This window comes from Thiosulfatimonas sediminis, from assembly GCF_011398355.1.
Classification (GTDB): Bacteria; Pseudomonadota; Gammaproteobacteria; order Thiomicrospirales; family Thiomicrospiraceae; genus Thiomicrorhabdus; species Thiomicrorhabdus sediminis_A.
Window position 1 is genome coordinate 477,759 of the sequence record NZ_AP021889.1, and the last position, 17,203, is coordinate 494,961.

General features: G+C 48.5%; 15 protein-coding genes. 10 read left to right on the forward strand and 5 right to left on the reverse strand.

Translation table 11 applies throughout. The annotated features are described in order from the left end of the window. Nucleotides 1-9 precede the first annotated feature (9 nt). Genes ubiE through hslU form a run of 3 tightly spaced genes read right to left on the reverse strand, consistent with a single transcriptional unit; the run spans nt 10 to nt 2,497 of the window. Nucleotides 10-762 carry a bifunctional demethylmenaquinone methyltransferase/2-methoxy-6-polyprenyl-1,4-benzoquinol methylase UbiE gene (gene ubiE / locus HRR27_RS02185; protein ID WP_173270259.1) on the reverse strand — a complete coding sequence of 251 codons (753 nt, stop codon included), beginning with the start codon at nt 760-762 and terminating at the stop codon, nt 10-12. 23 nt (nt 763-785) lie between these two features. Further along, nucleotides 786-1,169 (reverse strand): gamma-butyrobetaine hydroxylase family protein, encoded by a 384-nt coding sequence (locus HRR27_RS02190; RefSeq protein WP_173270262.1) that lies wholly within the window; start codon nt 1,167-1,169, stop codon nt 786-788. 8 nt (nt 1,170-1,177) lie between these two features. Beyond that, nucleotides 1,178-2,497, reverse strand: a complete 1,320-nt coding sequence (gene hslU / locus HRR27_RS02195) for an ATP-dependent protease ATPase subunit HslU (RefSeq protein ID WP_173270264.1) — start codon at nt 2,495-2,497, stop codon at nt 1,178-1,180. Between the two features lie 167 nt (nt 2,498-2,664). Here hslU and dapF point away from each other — a divergent pair, with 167 nt between their 5' ends. The 6 genes from dapF to HRR27_RS02225 all read left to right on the forward strand — a co-directional run bounded on the left by dapF (nt 2,665) and on the right by HRR27_RS02225 (nt 7,274). Beyond that, a complete protein-coding gene (gene dapF, locus HRR27_RS02200) occupies nt 2,665-3,504 on the forward strand; it encodes a diaminopimelate epimerase (protein WP_173270266.1) in 840 nt (279 codons plus the stop codon). Next, the gene (locus HRR27_RS02205; RefSeq protein ID WP_173270269.1) at nt 3,497-4,300 is read left to right on the forward strand and encodes a DUF484 family protein; all 804 of its coding nucleotides are present in this window, start codon (nt 3,497-3,499) and stop codon (nt 4,298-4,300) included. Before dapF ends, HRR27_RS02205 begins: the two co-directional genes overlap by 8 nt. Nucleotides 4,301-4,302: 2 nt before the next feature. Beyond that, on the forward strand, nt 4,303-5,232 hold the full coding sequence (gene xerC / locus HRR27_RS02210; protein WP_173270272.1) for a tyrosine recombinase XerC: 930 nt from the start codon (nt 4,303-4,305) through the stop codon (nt 5,230-5,232). A gap of 93 nt (nt 5,233-5,325) precedes the next feature. Continuing rightward, nucleotides 5,326-5,865, forward strand: coding sequence for an ATP-dependent protease subunit HslV (gene hslV, locus HRR27_RS02215; protein ID WP_173270276.1), 540 nt, complete (start codon nt 5,326-5,328; stop codon nt 5,863-5,865). Between the two features lie 27 nt (nt 5,866-5,892). Beyond that, complete coding sequence (locus tag HRR27_RS02220; RefSeq protein WP_243830866.1) at nt 5,893-6,474, forward strand: YqhA family protein; 582 nt, start codon at nt 5,893-5,895, stop codon at nt 6,472-6,474. A 131-nt stretch (nt 6,475-6,605) separates the two neighbouring features. Beyond that, a complete protein-coding gene (locus tag HRR27_RS02225; RefSeq protein WP_173270279.1) occupies nt 6,606-7,274 on the forward strand; it encodes a hypothetical protein in 669 nt (222 codons plus the stop codon). A gap of 75 nt (nt 7,275-7,349) precedes the next feature. Here HRR27_RS02225 and HRR27_RS02230 read toward each other — a convergent pair whose 3' ends face one another. Both HRR27_RS02230 and HRR27_RS02235 read right to left on the reverse strand, forming a co-directional pair. Then, on the reverse strand, nt 7,350-8,624 hold the full coding sequence (locus tag HRR27_RS02230) for a 3-deoxy-D-manno-octulosonic acid transferase (RefSeq protein ID WP_173270282.1): 1,275 nt from the start codon (nt 8,622-8,624) through the stop codon (nt 7,350-7,352). A 12-nt stretch (nt 8,625-8,636) separates the two neighbouring features. Then, the gene (locus HRR27_RS02235; protein ID WP_173270285.1) at nt 8,637-9,581 is read right to left on the reverse strand and encodes a KpsF/GutQ family sugar-phosphate isomerase; all 945 of its coding nucleotides are present in this window, start codon (nt 9,579-9,581) and stop codon (nt 8,637-8,639) included. Nucleotides 9,582-10,358: 777 nt separating this feature from the next. On the opposite strand from HRR27_RS02235, the gene glgC reads away from it, so the two are divergent. The 4 genes from glgC (at nt 10,359) to glgB (ending at nt 17,169) form a co-directional block, all read left to right on the forward strand. Continuing rightward, entirely contained in the window at nt 10,359-11,627 is a 1,269-nt protein-coding gene (gene glgC / locus HRR27_RS02240; RefSeq protein ID WP_173270289.1) for a glucose-1-phosphate adenylyltransferase, read from the forward strand. 22 nt (nt 11,628-11,649) lie between these two features. Beyond that, a complete protein-coding gene (locus HRR27_RS02245; protein WP_197905423.1) occupies nt 11,650-13,380 on the forward strand; it encodes a glycoside hydrolase family 57 protein in 1,731 nt (576 codons plus the stop codon). A gap of 70 nt (nt 13,381-13,450) precedes the next feature. Further along, nucleotides 13,451-14,914 (forward strand): 4-alpha-glucanotransferase, encoded by a 1,464-nt coding sequence (gene malQ / locus HRR27_RS02250; protein WP_243830867.1) that lies wholly within the window; start codon nt 13,451-13,453, stop codon nt 14,912-14,914. An 11-nt stretch (nt 14,915-14,925) separates the two neighbouring features. Further along, on the forward strand, nt 14,926-17,169 hold the full coding sequence (glgB, locus tag HRR27_RS02255; RefSeq protein ID WP_425086060.1) for a 1,4-alpha-glucan branching protein GlgB: 2,244 nt from the start codon (nt 14,926-14,928) through the stop codon (nt 17,167-17,169). The last annotated feature ends 34 nt before the right edge of the window (nt 17,170-17,203 follow it).

The following is a 17,203-nucleotide window of genomic DNA, read 5'->3' on the forward strand; positions in this document are numbered from 1 at the left end:
TCCGTGAAATTAATATTTCCAGCCACGATGTAGGGCGACGATGCCTTGTGACATATTAAGGTATTCCGCTTTGTCAAAACCGGCCTGCAACATCATCTGTTTTAGGGTTTCTTGGTCGGGGTGCATTCGAATGGACTCGGCGAGGTATTGGTAACTGGCTTCGTCATCGGCAATCACTTTACCCATTTTAGGCAGGATGTTAAATGAGTAGAAATCGTATAACTTGGCCATTGCCGGATTGGTTACTTTGGAAAATTCCAAAATTAACAGCTGACCGCCTGGTTTCAGCACACGGTATAGTTCGGCTAACGCTTGGTCTTTGTTGGTGACATTGCGTAATCCAAAGGCGATGGTTGCGACATCAAAACTATTATCCGGAAAGGCCAGCGCTTCGGCATTGGTGATGGTGTAATCGACATTGCCACTAATGCCTTGGTTAATCAGGCGATCACGCCCGACGCGTACCATGCTTTCGTTGATATCGGCTAAAATAACCTGTCCGGTTTTGCCGACCCGTTTGGCAAAGGCTTTGGTTAGGTCGCCGGTCCCGCCAGCCAAATCCAACACTTTATAGCCGGGACGAACACCGCTTAAATCAATGGTTTGGCGTTTCCATACGCGATGGATGCCGAGCGACATGACATCGTTCATAATGTCGTAGTTGCCAGCAACGGAATCGAAAACGCCTTTAACGCGCTTTACTTTTTCTTCAAGCGGAACTTCGCTAAAACCAAAGTCGATAGTGGATTTGTTATTGCTCATAGTGTCCTCGTTTGCCGTCACGTTCAATGGGTTTGCTGCGCTTTGAGTGCGTCTAATTCGGGATGGCTATGGCCACCACGCAGTAATTTGCGTAAATAGTCCATCCAGTATTTGGGCTGATTTTTACCCAAATCGTATAACCGTTCCCAAGTATAAAGCCCTGTGTCGTGGCCGTCATCAAAATGCAGCTTGACCGCGTAGTTGCCCACTGGGGTAATGGCGTCGATATTAACGTGCTGTTTATTCAGTTGCAGCGTCTCTTGCCCTGGTCCATGGCCGGTGACTTCGGCGGACTGCGAATAGACGCGCAGATATTCGCAGCTCATCTCAAACGTTTCGCCGTTATCGAAGCTGACTTCCAGTTTGCGCGATTTTTGATGCAGTTTGAGTTCAGTCGGATATGGCACAACAGCTCCTACAATATGTATTGTGATAGGTCTTGGTCGACCGCTAATTCACCCAAGCGCTGTTCAACAAATGCGCTGGTGATTTCAACGTGGGCGCCGCGCATATCAGAGGCTTCAAAAGAGATGTCTTCCAATAAGCGTTCTAAAACCGTGTGTAGACGACGCGCACCGATGTTTTCGGTGTTTTCGTTCACTTGAAACGCGATTTCCGCTAAACGACGAATACCGTCTTCTTTAAAGACTAAATCGACCCCTTCTGTGGCTAAAAGTGCGCTCGCTTGCAGGGTTAAGGCCGCTTTGGGTTCCGTTAAAATACGCACAAAATCTTCAACGCTCAGAGACTTCATCTCAACGCGAATCGGTAAACGGCCTTGCAGTTCTGGAATCAAGTCTGACGGTTTGGCTAAATGGAAAGCACCGGAGGCGATAAACAGGATGTGGTCGGTTTTAATCATGCCGTATTTAGTGGATACCGTGCAGCCTTCGATTAGCGGTAACAAATCGCGTTGCACGCCTTCGCGCGACACGCCGCCACTGCTGTTGTCATGATTTTTAGCGACCTTATCAATTTCATCAATAAAAACGATGCCGTTGTTTTCGATGTTTTCCAGTGCTTGCGCTTTAATCTGTTCTTCATTCACCAGATTCGCGGCTTCTTCCTCAACCAGCGCTTTTAATGCTTGTTTAATCGGCAGTTTACGTTTCTCTTTTTTGCCTTTACCGAAGCCTTCAAACAGACCCTGTAGCTGTTGGGTCATCTCTTCCATGCCCGGCGCACCCATGATTTCAACTTGTGCTGGTGCCGCGCTGAGTTCTAGCTCAATTTCTTTATGATCTAAATCCCCTTCGCGCAGACGTTTGCGAAACTTTTGGCGTGTGTCGGCCATGTTGTTATAACTTTCTTCTTCGCGGCCGCGCGCAGGGGGAAGCAGAATGTCTAGGATGCGTTCTTCAGCGCGGTCTTCGGCTTGGCGTTGCACATCTTGCATTGCCAGTTCACGTTGCATTTTGACGGCGTTTTCTGCAAGGTCACGGATTATTGAATCGACATCACGACCAACATAGCCGACTTCAGTGAACTTAGTGGCCTCGATTTTTAAAAAGGGCGCATTGGTCAGCTTGGCTAAACGACGGGCGATTTCGGTTTTACCCACCCCTGTTGGGCCAATCATTAAGATGTTTTTCGGCGTGACTTCCGGCTTTAAATCGTCCGCTAACTGACTACGACGCCAGCGATTACGCAGCGCAATCGCCACGGCACGTTTGGCATCTGCTTGTCCAACAATGTGGGCATTTAGGCTGTTAACAATCTCTTTAGGCGTCATCATCTTGGGTACATCCTTGCAATCTTATTTTTGTTAATGAGTGATTCTGTGCTGACTAATGGGGGCATTATAAGACTTATCAAAGGGGCTTTCAGGCTAAGTTGGTTTGCGCGATGGCGCGGAGTCTGCTAAATTCAGCAAAATTAACTCGTTAAATTGAATCGCGACGCATGAAAACCCTTAAATTTAGCAAAATGCACGGCCTTGGTAATGATTTTATGGTGATTGATGCCATTAATCAGCAAGTTGAATTTACCCCGAGCAAAGTCCAAGCTTGGGCGGATCGCCATTTTGGTATCGGCTTTGACCAACTCTTGGTGGTAGAGCGCGCCCAGCAAGTGGGTGTGGATTTCCGTTATCGCATTTTTAATGCCGATGGTTCGGAAGTGCAGCAGTGCGGCAACGGCGCGCGCTGTTTTGCGCGTTTTGTGGTAGAGCAAGGCTTAACCGACAAGCACGACATTACCGTGGAAACTGCGTCTGGGATTATCGTTCTGTATGTGCAAGATAATCATTGGGTGCGCGTTAATATGGGCAAACCGAATTTTGCGCCGGCAAGTTTGCCGTTTGAATTTGCACAACAGCAGGCAAAATATCACATACAAGTAGCCGATGAATCGCTTGAGATTGGCGCGGTGTCGATGGGAAATCCGCACGCAGTGCTGCTGGTGGACGATATTGACACCGCGCCAGTCGCTTTGTTGGGTAAGGCTCTTGAATCGCATCCGCTGTTTCCGCAAAGGGTGAATGTCGGTTTTGCGCAAGTCATCGACTCGGCGACAGTCAAGTTACGCGTTTATGAGCGCGGTGCGACAGAGACCTTGGCGTGCGGCACTGGCGCTTGTGCGGCGATGGTGGTGTTGCGTGCTTGGCAATTAGTTGGCGATGATGTGCGGCTCTCTTTGCCTGGTGGCGATTTACAGGTGCAATGGGATGGTGGGCCGGATTCGGTGGTGTGGATGACCGGCCCGGCAGAGATGGTTTTCACGGGGACGATAGCGGATGACTGAATCCATTTTGCCGCCGGCTAAAGCCCAAGAGGTTGTGGAATTTTTAACGCAAAATCCGACTTTTTTTGCGGAATATCCGCAGCTTTTGGAGCGTCTTGTCTTGCCGCATCCTCAAGGTGAGAATGCAGTGTCGTTGGTGGAACGGCAGTTACAGCAGTTTCGCCAGCAGCGAGACAGTCTCAAAAGCGAGTTCATGAGTTTGCTGAACATTGCTGGCGAAAATAATTCGTTGTTTGAAAAAGTGATGCAGTTTACTTTGAGTTTACTGGCGACACAGAACGAAACTCAGGCGTTACAGCAAATCGAGCAGCAGCTGCAAACGTTGTTTGTCGTTGATTGTGTCAAAATATTTTCGTTTGAAATGCCTAAGCGTTCAGTGGCGGGTATTCAACAGTTGGGAATGTCGAGCCGTTGGAGCGAACTGTTGAACGGTTTATTGCAGCCGAAAACTCCGTATTGTGGGGCTTTGGAAAAAGAGTGGCGCGAAGGCTTATTTGCCGACAATGGCCAAGTTTCTTCCACTTGTTTGCTGCCTTTAGGGGAAACACGCGTCTGGGGTGTCTTAGCCCTGGGGCGTTATGATTTGGGGTATGAGAACGATTTTGGACACTTCTTTTTAAGGCTTATTTCGCAGATTGTTACCGCGAAATTAATTGACTTGTTTGAAGACGATTATCAGCCAGTATCGACACTGCAGCAGACTGCCGAGGCGACAACACCAAAAACCAGCCCCGCCGAAACCTTACCCGGCGACAAGATCATTCCGATTTCGCGCGCTGTCAGTAAGGCCGATTAAAGATGTCGGTGCTTGACGCGCAGCTGCAACAATACCTCGATGGGTTGCAGGCTAAAAATGCTTCGGCACACACCATTAAAAATTATTTGGCTGACCTGAACGACTTTGCGGCTTTTGTTTTGACCTATTCTGCGGCTCCTTCAACGGACTTACTCATCGACTGGTCAAGGGTAGATGCGCAGTGCTTGCAAACCTATCTGAGCCAGCGTTTTGAAGAGGGGTTGAGTGCGGCGAGCATTGCGCGCAAACTGTCCAGTTTGCGCAGTTTTTTTGGGTTTTTAGTGCAACGCAATCTGCTGGCATTAAACCCTACGGTTGGCTTAAAAGCCCCAAAGCGGCCGAAACCTTTGCCGAAAAGTATTGATGTTGATCTCACTGCGCAGTTGTTGGAGCAGCCGCAACACACGTGGCAAGAGGTGCGTGACCAAGCGATTTTTGAACTGCTTTATTCAGCCGGTCTGCGGGTGAGCGAATGTACGCAATTGGATTTGTCGCCCGGTTTGGACAGTCTGCAAGCTGGCTGGGTTCAGGTGTTGGGTAAGGGCGCGAAAGAGCGTTTGGCGCCGGTAGGTAGTCAGGCGTTGCAGGCGCTGAATCGCTGGTTGCAAATCCGAGCAGCACACGCCGCGCAAGCTGAACAAGCGGTGTTTGTGAATCGATTTGGTGGGCGTTTAAGTGTGCGTTCGGTGCAAATGCGTTTGGATAAACGCGCACTCGAAGCCGGTATGCCGACTAAGATGTCGCCACACCGTTTGCGTCATGCTTGCGCGACCCATGTTTTGGAATCCAGCGGCGATTTGCGCGCGGTGCAAGAGATGCTCGGTCACGAAAATTTATCGACCACGCAAATCTATACTAAGCTCGACATGCAGCATCTCGCTAAGGTTTATGATGCTGCCCATCCGCGCGCCAAAAAGCGCCGCCATGAATAATTCATCGTCTAGGTTCGTGGAAAGCACTAAATTCTTATAGAATAGGCGCATTTAAAAACAATGATTCGATTACATAGATTAAAGGGAGAGCCGATGTCTTTCAGAGGAACCACAATTTTATGCGCGAAACGCGCCGGTGAAATGGTCATCGGTGGTGACGGTCAGGTTACCTTAGGTCACGTGGTGATGAAAGGCAATGCGCGCAAGGTACGCCGTTTATACAATGGCAAAGTGCTGGCGGGCTTTGCCGGCGCCACCGCTGATGCGTTTACTCTGTTTGAGCGTTTCGAGGCGCGTTTGCAGACGCATAACGGCCAACTGATGCGTGCCGCGGTAGAGATGGCGAAAGATTGGCGCACCGACCGCGCGTTACGAAAATTGGAGGCGATGATGTTGGTCGCTGACCAAGAGAATATGTTGCTGATTTCCGGTACCGGCGATGTCATCGAGCCGCAAGAGAATTTTATTGCGATTGGTTCCGGCGGGAATTATGCCTATGCCGCAGCGGCCGCTTTAATGGGCAATACCGATTTGAGTGCGCGCGAGGTGGTGGAGAAGTCGTTGACGATTGCCGGCGATTTATGCATCTACACCAATCACAATTTAACCATTGAGAGCCTGCGAGCCGAGTAGTCGAGTAAGGTAATAGAGGAGAGGTAAATGGCGCAGATTGAAGAGCATGAAGCCGCCGATCACACCAATATGGTCTGTGTGCCGGTTAAGCAAGGTAGGGTTGAAAAGTCGGTGGAGTACGCCTTGTGGAACAGTCGCTTTGTGGTGATGGTCGCGGTGGTTGCTAGTTTGTTAACCGCGTTCGCGATTTTTTACATTACCATGATTGATGTGTTTTATACCATCTCCCATTTGGCGCATTATCATCAGTTGGACGATGCTGGGCGTGCCGATTTAAAAGCCTTAACGGTGGCACACGCAGTGTCTTCGGTGGATGGGTTTTTATTGGGTGCGATTATGTTGATTTTCTCATTGGGTTTGTATGAGTTGTTTATCTCTAAAATCGACTTGGCTAAGGGAAATAACACCAGCAAGATTCTGATTATCAACTCCTTGGATGACTTAAAAGACAAACTCGCCAAAGTGATTTTGATGATCTTGGTGGTGATGTTTTTCGAGCAGGCGATCTTCCTCAAGCCGACCGGCCCGCTGGAGCTTCTGTACTACGCCTTGGCGATTATGCTGGTCGCTTTGGCGCTGTTCCTGTCGCATAAAGCCTACAAACACTAAATTAAATTCTTCATTAATGAGGTCGGCCCGCTTTGGATTTTCCCAGCGGGCTTTTTTATCGGTTTAAAAAAAGTGTCATCATTTTGTTATTAAGCTGTTACAAGCGACTCTTATCATCAACGCATATTTTCATGAGCAAATTTTTGTTTGCTTCACATCACGTTCAAGAGGTGTTTATGCGTTTTTCTAAAGCGGTTTTAGGTTCGGCGATGGCCGCGGCATTACTGGCAGGCTGTCAGTCGTTAGAAGTTTATGATCCTGATAGCAAAAAAGCGGTGGTCAATGTGAATTTGCAACCTGCGGTGTTTGATCCAGACAGCAAAGCTCCGCTGACGGACGCGGCCAAACCTAAGGTGGCGCAATTGTTTGAAGTCCATCACGACGGTCGCATTTACAGTTTTTATGATTTCGCCGAATACCAGTCCTTTTTAGCCGTCGGCGAAACGCCGTTTCAACTGACGCGTATCGGTGCCGGGCCAAAAGGCGAAACCATGGTTTTCGGTCTGACCAAAGACGATAAGAAGAAAGGCGAAAAAACGCCGGCGGTGATGTTGATGGACGGCAAAGCCGACGTTGCCGGTGAGTTTTACGGTGAAATAAAACGTCACGGTCGTATCTATGTGTTTGATAATAAAGCCGATATGGATGGCGTGCGTCAGTTGGGCGAAGCGGTGTTTATGTACACGGAAATCGGCGGCGGCATTAACGGCGAGACGGTGGTTTATGTGCTCAATAAGGGCAATAACAAAGTCAAGCCAGTGAAATTGATGGAAAAATACCACGCGATAAACGCGAAATAATCGGCGTTTAAGCCAATCTGCAAGAAAGCCGCTGCGAGTGAATCGCTGCGGCTTTTTTCTTTTAGACTCAGAGAATCAGTCGAGCAGCGCGGCAAGGTCATCCAACAAGCGTTGCAGTGCGCCGCTGTGTTTTTGAAAAGCCGCATAACCGCGTTCGGCTTGCTCGGCGAGTCGGTTCGGATGACTCGCAAAGACGTTCAGATGTTTGGCGAGTTGTTCGGCGCAATCGACAATCACCACGCCATTTTCGGCGCGCATGGCATCGTATAAGGCTTGTAAATTATGGTGCCATTTGCCGGAAATTACGGCGGTTTTCAACGCCGCCGGCTCGAGAATATTGTGGCCGCCGAAAGGCACTAAACTGCCGCCGACAAACGCGACATCGGCAAGGGTAAACCACAGCAGCATTTCCCCAACGCTATCGGCCAGATAGACTTGGGTTGCGGGCTGAATCGGTTTGCCGCTGGAGCGGGTCACATAGGCTATTTTTTGCTGTTGCAGCAGCCGTTCGACTTCGGCAAAACGGTCGGCTTGGCGCGGCACTAAAATCAACAGGCTATCCGGCGCTAAGTGTGAGTGCGCTTGCAGCATCAAGGTTTCTTCGTTTTCATGGGTGCTGGCCGCGACCCAGATAAATTTCCCTCGGCTGTCGGGATTGGCACTGCGCCACTGCTGCGCTTGCTTGGGCAGTTGCGGCGGAATGGCTAAATCGAATTTCAGGTTGCCGTGCAGTTTCAGTGTGTTTGGGTTCACCCCGAGTTGTTGAAAATGCGCCGCATCGCTTGGAAACTGGCAGCCGATCCATGCCAGCGAATCAAGGCAGTCCGTTAACCAAGCGCCACCGAATTTGCGGTAGGCGTGCATCGAACTGGCTTTAAGACGAGCGTTGACCATCACCATCGGAATTTTATGTTGTGCGGCGGATCGGATGAGATTCGGCCAGATTTCGGTTTCGACCACGAAGATGAGTTTGGGTTGCAGTTTGGCTAAAAAGGCATTGACGGCGAACGGGTAGTCGAGCGGTAGAAAGTGATGCTCGATATTCTTCGGCAGGGTGCCGGCCAGTTGTTTGGCGCCGCGCACCGAACCGTTGGTTAGGGTAATCGGTAAGTGCGGATAGCGTTGTTGTAAGGCGCTCAACAAAGGTTGGATTGAGCGGGTTTCCCCGAGCGACACGGCGTGGATTAAGATGCCGTTGCGCTGTTGGCTGTGTATTTGACCGAACTTTTCGGCAAAGCAGTCCGGCAGGTGCGTATTTTGTCGTTTCGCTTGACGGCATTTACGCCAGCTGAGCAGTGCAACTGCCGGCAGAGCCAGATGAATCAGTGTTTGATAGAGAAATCCGCGCATTCGCTTGGCGGCTTACTTTAAATCGTAAATTTGAATAACGCCGACCACTTGCTGTTGATCGACCACGATCAGGGCGGTAATTTTTAATTCGTTCATCAACTCTTCGGCCTCGCTCAGGCGCGCTTCGGCAGAGATGGTTTTCGGTGCCGGGCTCATGATTTGTTCGGCGGTTTTACTCATTAATCCGGCGGCATCTTGCTCCATGTGGCGACGCAAGTCGCCGTCGGTGATGATGCCGACACCGTTTTCCACCACGCAGAGCCCCAAACGTCCCATGCTGATGGTGTGGATCACCTCTTTCATCGGGGCGTCGCGTTGCACCATTGGTACGTTTTTGCTCATTTCATGTTTAACGCGCGTCAGTAGTTTACGCCCCAGACTGCCGCCCGGATGAAAACGGGCGAATTGATGCGGTTGGAAATTGCGCGCTTCCATCAATGCCACGGCGAGCGCGTCGCCCATCGCTAAGGTTGCGGTAGTCGACGAGGTTGGTGCAAGTTGGTGCGGACAAGCTTCCTGTGGAACATCAATGTTTAAGTGGAAGTCGGCATTGGTTGCTAGGGTGGAGTGTGCACGGCCAGTCATTGAAATCAAAATATTGCCGTTATCTTTCAAAAAGGGGAGCAGGCGAATGACTTCTTCAGTTTCGCCAGAATTGGACAGGGCTAAAAACACATCGTCCGGTGCCACCATCCCCAAGTCGCCGTGAAAGGCTTCGCCGGGATGCATAAAGAAACAAGGCGTTCCGGTACTGGCGAAGGTCGCCATGATTTTTTTGCCGATTAAACCGGATTTGCCCATACCACAAATGACGACCCGTCCTTTGGTTTGCAAGATCGCATCAACAGCATAGCTGAAATCGTCATCCAGTTGGTTGCTGAGATTGGCGATGGCTTCGGCTTCGATTTGAAAAACCCGCTTGGCGGCTTGAAGATAGTAGGGGTTTGGGTTGCTCATACGATTGAATAGATCCATTAATTTTGGTTGAGAATTATAACGTGATTTTTGGCTTAATCGCAGTCTTGTTGGTGTGTTCTTGAGCCTGTTGTTTGGCTGGAATGGCCAAAGAAGTGCAAATTTTTCTAAATTGGCGCACGGAAATTTGCGTATTATCAATTTTACGAACACTACGGGTGCTTTTAATGATAAATTGAGTCTCGTAAATTACGTATTTTGTTATGATTAATGCGTTTTGGGAGCTTCTGGTTAAGCCAAGGATGTGCAGAATCATTCCCGATGGACTTCAAGTAGACCGATTAATGGATTTGTAGGTCGGTTGAGTATTACATGGTCTTGGCTATGGATACTGATCAAGCCATGGAGATTTGTTCTGAAATCTCGCCCTCTGTCTTTCTCCTCAGTTTAAACAGACCTTAGTTTCACAAAACCTTAAAAACTTTACCTGTGAAAAGCACGAATAATGATTTTGGTTTGTTTTTTGCGATAGTGAACTAAATGCGCGATAAGCAGGCGTTGTTCGCCCCAGAATTACGCGCAAAGATCGGCAAAAAAATAATAATATCACCTTGTTAGCTGGATTTTTAACGCTTAAGTTTTTGAGTTTTAAGTAAATTCTGTTTTTTTAGGTTGCAATACATTAGGTTTTTTCTATTTTGGTGCAAAGCCCATTTTTGAAGCGCAATGGAAGAAGCTATTAACAAAGCTCATAGATAAATTTAGTCCGATTGCTGCATGGTTTACACATTGCGCAATCAACTCCAGAGGATGCATTGAATGAAATATTACACAGAAACCAAAAGCAGTTCTGCCCTAACGCGTAAAACGTTAGCGCTCGTGCTGGCGGGCGGTGAAGGCAGTCGTTTAAAAGAACTAACACGTTGGCGCGCTAAGCCGGCTGTGCCGTTTGGTGGCAAATATCGAATTGTGGATTTCGTGCTCTCTAATTGTGTTAACTCCGGTATTCATAAAATTGGTGTTTTAACTCAGTATAAATCTCACTCGTTGATTCGGCATATTCAGCGTGCTTGGAGTTTTATGCGCTATGAAATCGGTGAGTTTGTTGAAATTTTACCGGCACAGCAGCGCATAGATAAGGACTGGTATAAAGGCACGGCCGATGCACTTTATCAGAACTTAGACATTATGCGTCGTCACTCGCCGGAGTATGTTTTGGTGTTGGGCGGTGATCATATTTACTCAATGGATTACAGCAAAATGCTGATGGAACACGCCAATTCCGGGGCGGATGTCACCATTGGGTGTATTGAGGTGCCGCGCGAAGAAGCCAAAGGTTTTGGCGTTATGTCGATTGATGAGAATTTGCGAATCACAAAATTTAGTGAAAAACCCTCCAATCCAGAGCCGATGCCTGGGAAGCCGGATATGGCATTGGCGTCGATGGGTATCTATATTTTCTCAACCGAATTTTTGTACCAAAAGCTGATTGAAGACAGCGATAACCCAAATTCCAGCCGTGATTTTGGTAAAGACATTATCCCGTCGGTGATTGATGATCAATATGTACGCGCTTATCCGTTTGTTGACCATAATGAGGAGCCATTGTACTGGCGCGATGTGGGCACAGTGGAGTCTTTCTGGAAGGCGAATTTGGATCTGTGTACGGTCGAGCCCGAATTGAATTTATATGACCGTGATTGGCCGATTTGGACCTATCAAGCGCAATATCCACCAGCAAAATTTGTGTTTGATGACGAAGGTCGTCGCGGTGAAGCGATTGACTCTATGGTCTCGGGCGGCTGCATTATTTCGGGCGCACGCATTAAGCGTTCGGTGATTTCCACCGGTTGCCATATCCACAGCTATAGTCTGATTAAAGATTCCGTGCTTTTACCGCGCGTTGAAGTTGGGCGCAATTGTCGTATTCAAAATGCGGTGATTGATAAGGGGACGATTATCCCGCCAGGGACGATTATTGGCGAAGACCCAGTGGCGGATGCCGAGCGTTTTTATCTTGAACCGGAGTCCGGGATTGTCCTGGTGACACCGGATATGTTTGGGCAGCGTTTACACGTTGTTCGCTAGAGTATTCTAAAGAGGTGATTGCATGCAACAACCGGAATCCGAAAATAAGTTAAAAGTTGTCCTGTGTTGGCATATGCATCAACCGCATTATCGCGATGGGGAAGACGGCGTGTATCAACTGCCGTGGGTATACTTGCACGCGCTGAAAGATTACACCGATATGGTTTGGCATTTGGAAAAGCAACCAAACGCCAAAGCAGTGGTGAATTTCGCCCCGGTGCTGCTAGAACAACTCGATGAGTATCAAGCACAGGTTCATCAGTGGTTGCAAGATGGTACGGCGATGAAAGACCCGTTGCTTAATTGGGTGTCTGGCGCTGAAGCGATTCCGCAGGACATTGACGAGCGCGTCAAAATTGCAGAAGCTTGTCAAAAAGCGAATGCGCCGACCATCATCAATATCTTCCCCGCGTTTCGTGAAATGGTCGATTTATTGAATGACAGTAAGTTGTTGAATGAACCCAATCACACTCTAATGAGTTATTTAACCGATCAGTTTTTTGTCGATTTGCTGGTGTGGTATCACCTTGCATGGATGGGCATCAGTCTGCGCCAAGATGATGAGCGCATTCAGCGTTTAATGGCTAAGAAGTCTGGATACGATGCGGCGGATCGTAAGTTGTTAATGCAGATTGTGGCGGAAGCGGTGGCGGGCATTATTCCACGTTATAAAGCGTTGCAAGACCGTGGTCAAATTGAGATTTCTATGACGCCTTACGGGCATCCGATAGTGCCATTGCTGTTGGATTTTAATAGTTTGCATGAAGCCATGCCGCACGCACCCTTACCCAGTTATGCTCAGTATCCCGGTGGGAGTGAGCGCGCCCATTGGCATATGAAAAAAGGGCTGGATGTGTATAAACGCTATTTTGGTGGCAAACCAAAAGGGGTGTGGTTATCCGAAGGGGCGATTAGCGATGCGGCGATTGATTTACTGGATGAATACAACATTGCGTGGTGTGCATCGGGTGAAGGGGTCTGGCGACATTCGTGCGAAAAATCGCACATTGACGAGCATGATTTGAACAGCAAAAAAGCCTTATATCGTCCAATGAAACGCCCAGAAAATCAGTGCTCGCTGTTTTTCCGTGATGATGGTTTGTCTGATTTGATTGGCTTTCAATACAAAGATTGGCGTGCTGAAGATGCCGCAAATGATTTTGCCCACCACTTGACCAATATTGCGAACTTCGTCTGTAAAGAGGGCGAAAAAAATGTGGTCAGTGTGATTTTGGACGGTGAGAACGCTTGGGAATATTATCCGGATAATGCCTATCATTTCTTATTGGAACTTTATGCCAAATTGAGTGACCATCCGCGCGTTGAATTATCGACGTTCGCCGAAGTGTTGAGCGACGGAGTTCAGCCGCGGGAACTTTCTTATATTCAGGCCGGAAGTTGGGTTTATGGCTCTTTTTCGACGTGGATGGGTGACCCGGATAAAAACAAAGGATGGGATTTGTTGGTCGAAGCCAAGCAAGCGTTTGATAAGCAAGTACGCTCTGGTCAACTGACGGCGATTCAGCAGAAACAAGCCACTGAACAGCTTGGGATTTGTGAAGGGTCGGATTGGTTCTGGTGGTTTGGTGGCTATAATCCGTCGGACAGTGTGCGCGATTTTGATCGTCTATATCGTTCGCATTTACGCAAACTCTATCAGCTGCTCGCTTTAGAGGCGCCGAAAAATTTGGATGTGCCAATCTCATTTGGCGGGGGAGATATGGAAAATTCCGGAACCATGCGTCGTAATTAATGTTCACTCTTGTCGTTGTCGGCAGGGCCGGCAGTGATTTAACTTCCGGTATTACTCTAGAGGGCCCGCGATGAAATCGGATATGCACAGGCAACCACCTAGCACCCAGCTTGATGCCCTGCCACCGCCAAGACAGGCTGGGGTGTTGTTACATATCACCTCGTTACCGAACCCAACGGGCAACTTAGGCTGTTTAGACCAAAATGCTTGGCGATTTTTAGACTGGCTGGAAAGCGCCGGTTTAAGCATTTGGCAAACGTTGCCGCTGAATCATACGCATTCCGATTTATCGCCCTATTCGGCCATGTCGGCTTTTGCCTTAAATCCGATGTTTTTGCCGGACGATTGGCAGACACATTTTACTCCGTCACGCTACCAAGCCTTTTTACAGCGCGCTCCGCATTGGTTAGAAGATTATGCGTTGTTTGTGGTGATCCGTGAGACGTTGCACGGCAAAAGTTGGTTAGATTGGCCACAGCCGTTAAAGTTTCGTGAGCCGGCCGCCTTAGCGGAATTTTCAGTCACCCATCACGCCGCAATTGAACAGCGAAAACAGCAGCAGTGTGTGTTGGATTTTTTATGGCAAAAACTCAAGCACGATGCAAATCGCAAAGGGATTCAGCTGTTCGGCGATATGCCGATTTTTGTTGCTTTAGACAGCGCTGATGTGTGGTCGAACACCGAACTGTTCTTATTAGATGAAAATCTTTTGCCGGAGGTGGTTGCCGGTGTGCCGCCCGACTATTTTTCGGAAACCGGACAGCGTTGGGGGAATCCGCATTACGATTGGCAAAAAATGCAGCAGCAAGAGTTTACTTGGTGGCAAGCGCGTATCGAACACGCTTTGCAACAGTTTGATTTACTCCGCATTGATCATTTTCGCGGTTTACAAGCGTGTTGGCAAATTGCCGCTGCCGAGGAAACCGCCGTTAATGGCACTTGGCAAGAAGTGCCCGGCCATGCCTTATTGACCAAGCTACAGCAAGCGTTTCCCGATTTACCGCTGATTGCAGAAGACTTAGGTCTAATTACTCCGGAAGTGGTCGCCTTAAAAGAAGCGTTTTCGTTACCGGGAATGTCCGTTCTGCAATTTGGCTTTAATGGTTTGCCAGACAATCCGCACGCCTTGGATGCGCAAGTGCTCAATTCTGTGGTCTATACTGGCACGCATGACAACGACACTTCGGTTGGTTGGTTTAGTACTTTAGATGATGCCAGCAAAGATTGGATTTGGCAGCAGTTGAGTAATAACGCCGCTGGCGAATTGGCGCAGATTGGTTTGCCAGAAGCGATGCCGTGGCCATTAATTGTTGCTGCTTTGCAGTCGGTCGCGCAGCGAGTGATTGTGCCGATGCAAGATTTGTTGATGCTTGATTCTGAACATCGGATGAACGTTCCAGGGGTCGCGCAAGGCAATTGGCGTTGGCAATTCGAATGGTCACAATTGCCACAACCGCTGGCAGAGCAGCTTAAACAGCTATTGGCATTGGCCGATAGAATCCCGAATACAGAGACCCAAAACAGCCCATTTTAAGGATATTACCTATGACGCCCAGCTTGGATAGCGCACCTGATTTAATCGACCTACTCGCCGCGATGGAAAATCCGATTGCTCGTTTGGCAGCGGGAAAACATCATGACCCGTTTGAATTTTTAGGTGTGCATCCTTCGCCATTGTCCTCTGAGCAAACCCAGTGGGTTCTGCGTGAGTGGTTGCCAACGGCTGAGAAAGCGCGAGTTAAATTACAAAACGGCGAATTTATTGAACTGCAACGTGTTCCAAATAGTGATCTTTTTTATACGATATTAAGTTCGCAAGTTTATCAAACGTTACCTGCGCACTACACCGTGAGTTGGTGTGAAGGCAATGGTATTTGGCATGAATCGGTTTCGCCATACAGTTTTTTGCCAGTGATTGGTGAGTTGGATTTGCATCTGTTCTCTGAAGGGCGTCACTGGGAAATTTACGATGTATTGGGCGCGCATCCGCAAACGCAAGATGGGGTTGCTGGCGTTTGTTTTGCGGTTTGGGCGCCGGCAGCAGAGCGCGTTTCCGTGGTTGGTGACTTTAATGCTTGGCACGGGTTACGGCATCCTATGCGCGTGCTTGGTAGCTCAGGGATTTGGGAGATTTTCATCCCTGGTTTGCAGTCGCTGGACTTGTATAAATTTGAGATTCGCCATCGTGAAAGTGGTCAGGTGGTGGTGAAAACGGATCCTTACGCACAAGCGATGGAAATGCGTCCGAAAAATGCGTGTAAGGTGTATCAGTCGCAGTACGAGTGGCAAGACCAAGCATGGTTAGAGCAACGCGCTCAGCAAGCTTGGCACGCTGCACCGATTAATATCTACGAAGTGCATTTGGGTTCTTGGCAGCGTGATGATGCGGGGCGTTTTTTAAATTACCGCGAGATTGCGCATCGCTTGGTCGCTTATGTGCAGTGGATGGGCTATACACACATTGAATTGCTGCCGGTTTCTGAGCATCCACTGGACCAATCTTGGGGCTATCAAACGACCGGTTACTATGCCCCAACGAGTCGTTTTGGTTCACCGGATGATTTCCGATATTTTGTTGATTACTGCCATCAAAACGGCATTGGCGTGTTTTTGGACTGGGTGCCAGCGCATTTTCCAAAAGACAGTTTTGCGTTAGGGCGTTTTGATGGGTCGGCGTTGTTTGAGCATGAAGACCCGCGCTTGGGCGAGCACCAAGATTGGGGGACTTACATCTTTAACTTTGGGCGCAATGAAGTGCGTAATTTTTTAATTGCGAATGCCCTTTACTGGCTGAAAACGCTGCATATTGATGGATTGCGAGTCGATGCCGTCGCCTCGATGCTCTACTTGGACTACTCACGCAATGCCGGCGAGTGGTTGCCGAATAAACATGGCGGCAGAGAAAATCTGGAAGCGATTGAATTTTTACAGACCTTAAATTATGAAGTCCATGCGCAGGTGCCGGGCGTGTTGATGATGGCTGAAGAATCGACTTCTTGGCCAATGGTATCCCGTCCGACGTGGATGGGCGGCTTGGGTTTTTCGATGAAATGGAATATGGGATGGATGAACGATACGCTGTCTTATATGGAAAAAGAGCCGGTGTTCCGTGCTTATCATCACAATGAATTGACCTTTAGCCAAATGTACGCCTATTCGGAGAATTTTGTATTGCCATTGTCACACGATGAAGTGGTTCATATGAAACATTCGTTGATTGGCAAAATGCCTGGTGACGATTGGCAAAAAGCGGCGAACTTGCGATTATTATTCGCTTACCAAATGTTGAATCCTGGAAAGAAACTGCTGTTTATGGGCTGCGAGTTTGCTCAATGGGGAGAATGGAATGAATCGCAGTCGCTGCCGTGGGAGTTGTGTGATGTTCCGCTTAATCGTGGCGTGCAACTGTTTAGCCGTGAGTTAAATCACCTGTATCAGCAGCAAAGTGCGTTGCATCAACGGGATTTTGAACATCACGGTTTTGAATGGGTGGATTGCCATGATTATCAACAATCTATTTTAAGTTTTATGCGTCACAGTGATGAGCAGAGCCTGATTTGTATTTTTAACTTCACCCCTGTGGTGCGTGAAAATTACCGCATTGGTGTGCCGCAGGATGGCATTTATCGCGAGTTATTAAACTCCGATGCGGATTGTTTTGGCGGCAGTAATGTCGGCAATGGCGGCGAGTTGTATGCACAGCCAGGTGCGTGGATGAATCAATCTCATCATCTTGATTTAACACTGCCGCCGCTTGGCGTACTGGTGCTAGAACACGTTCGCAGTTAATGTTTTTTATTCTCGCTTTGATTATGTCAAAGTC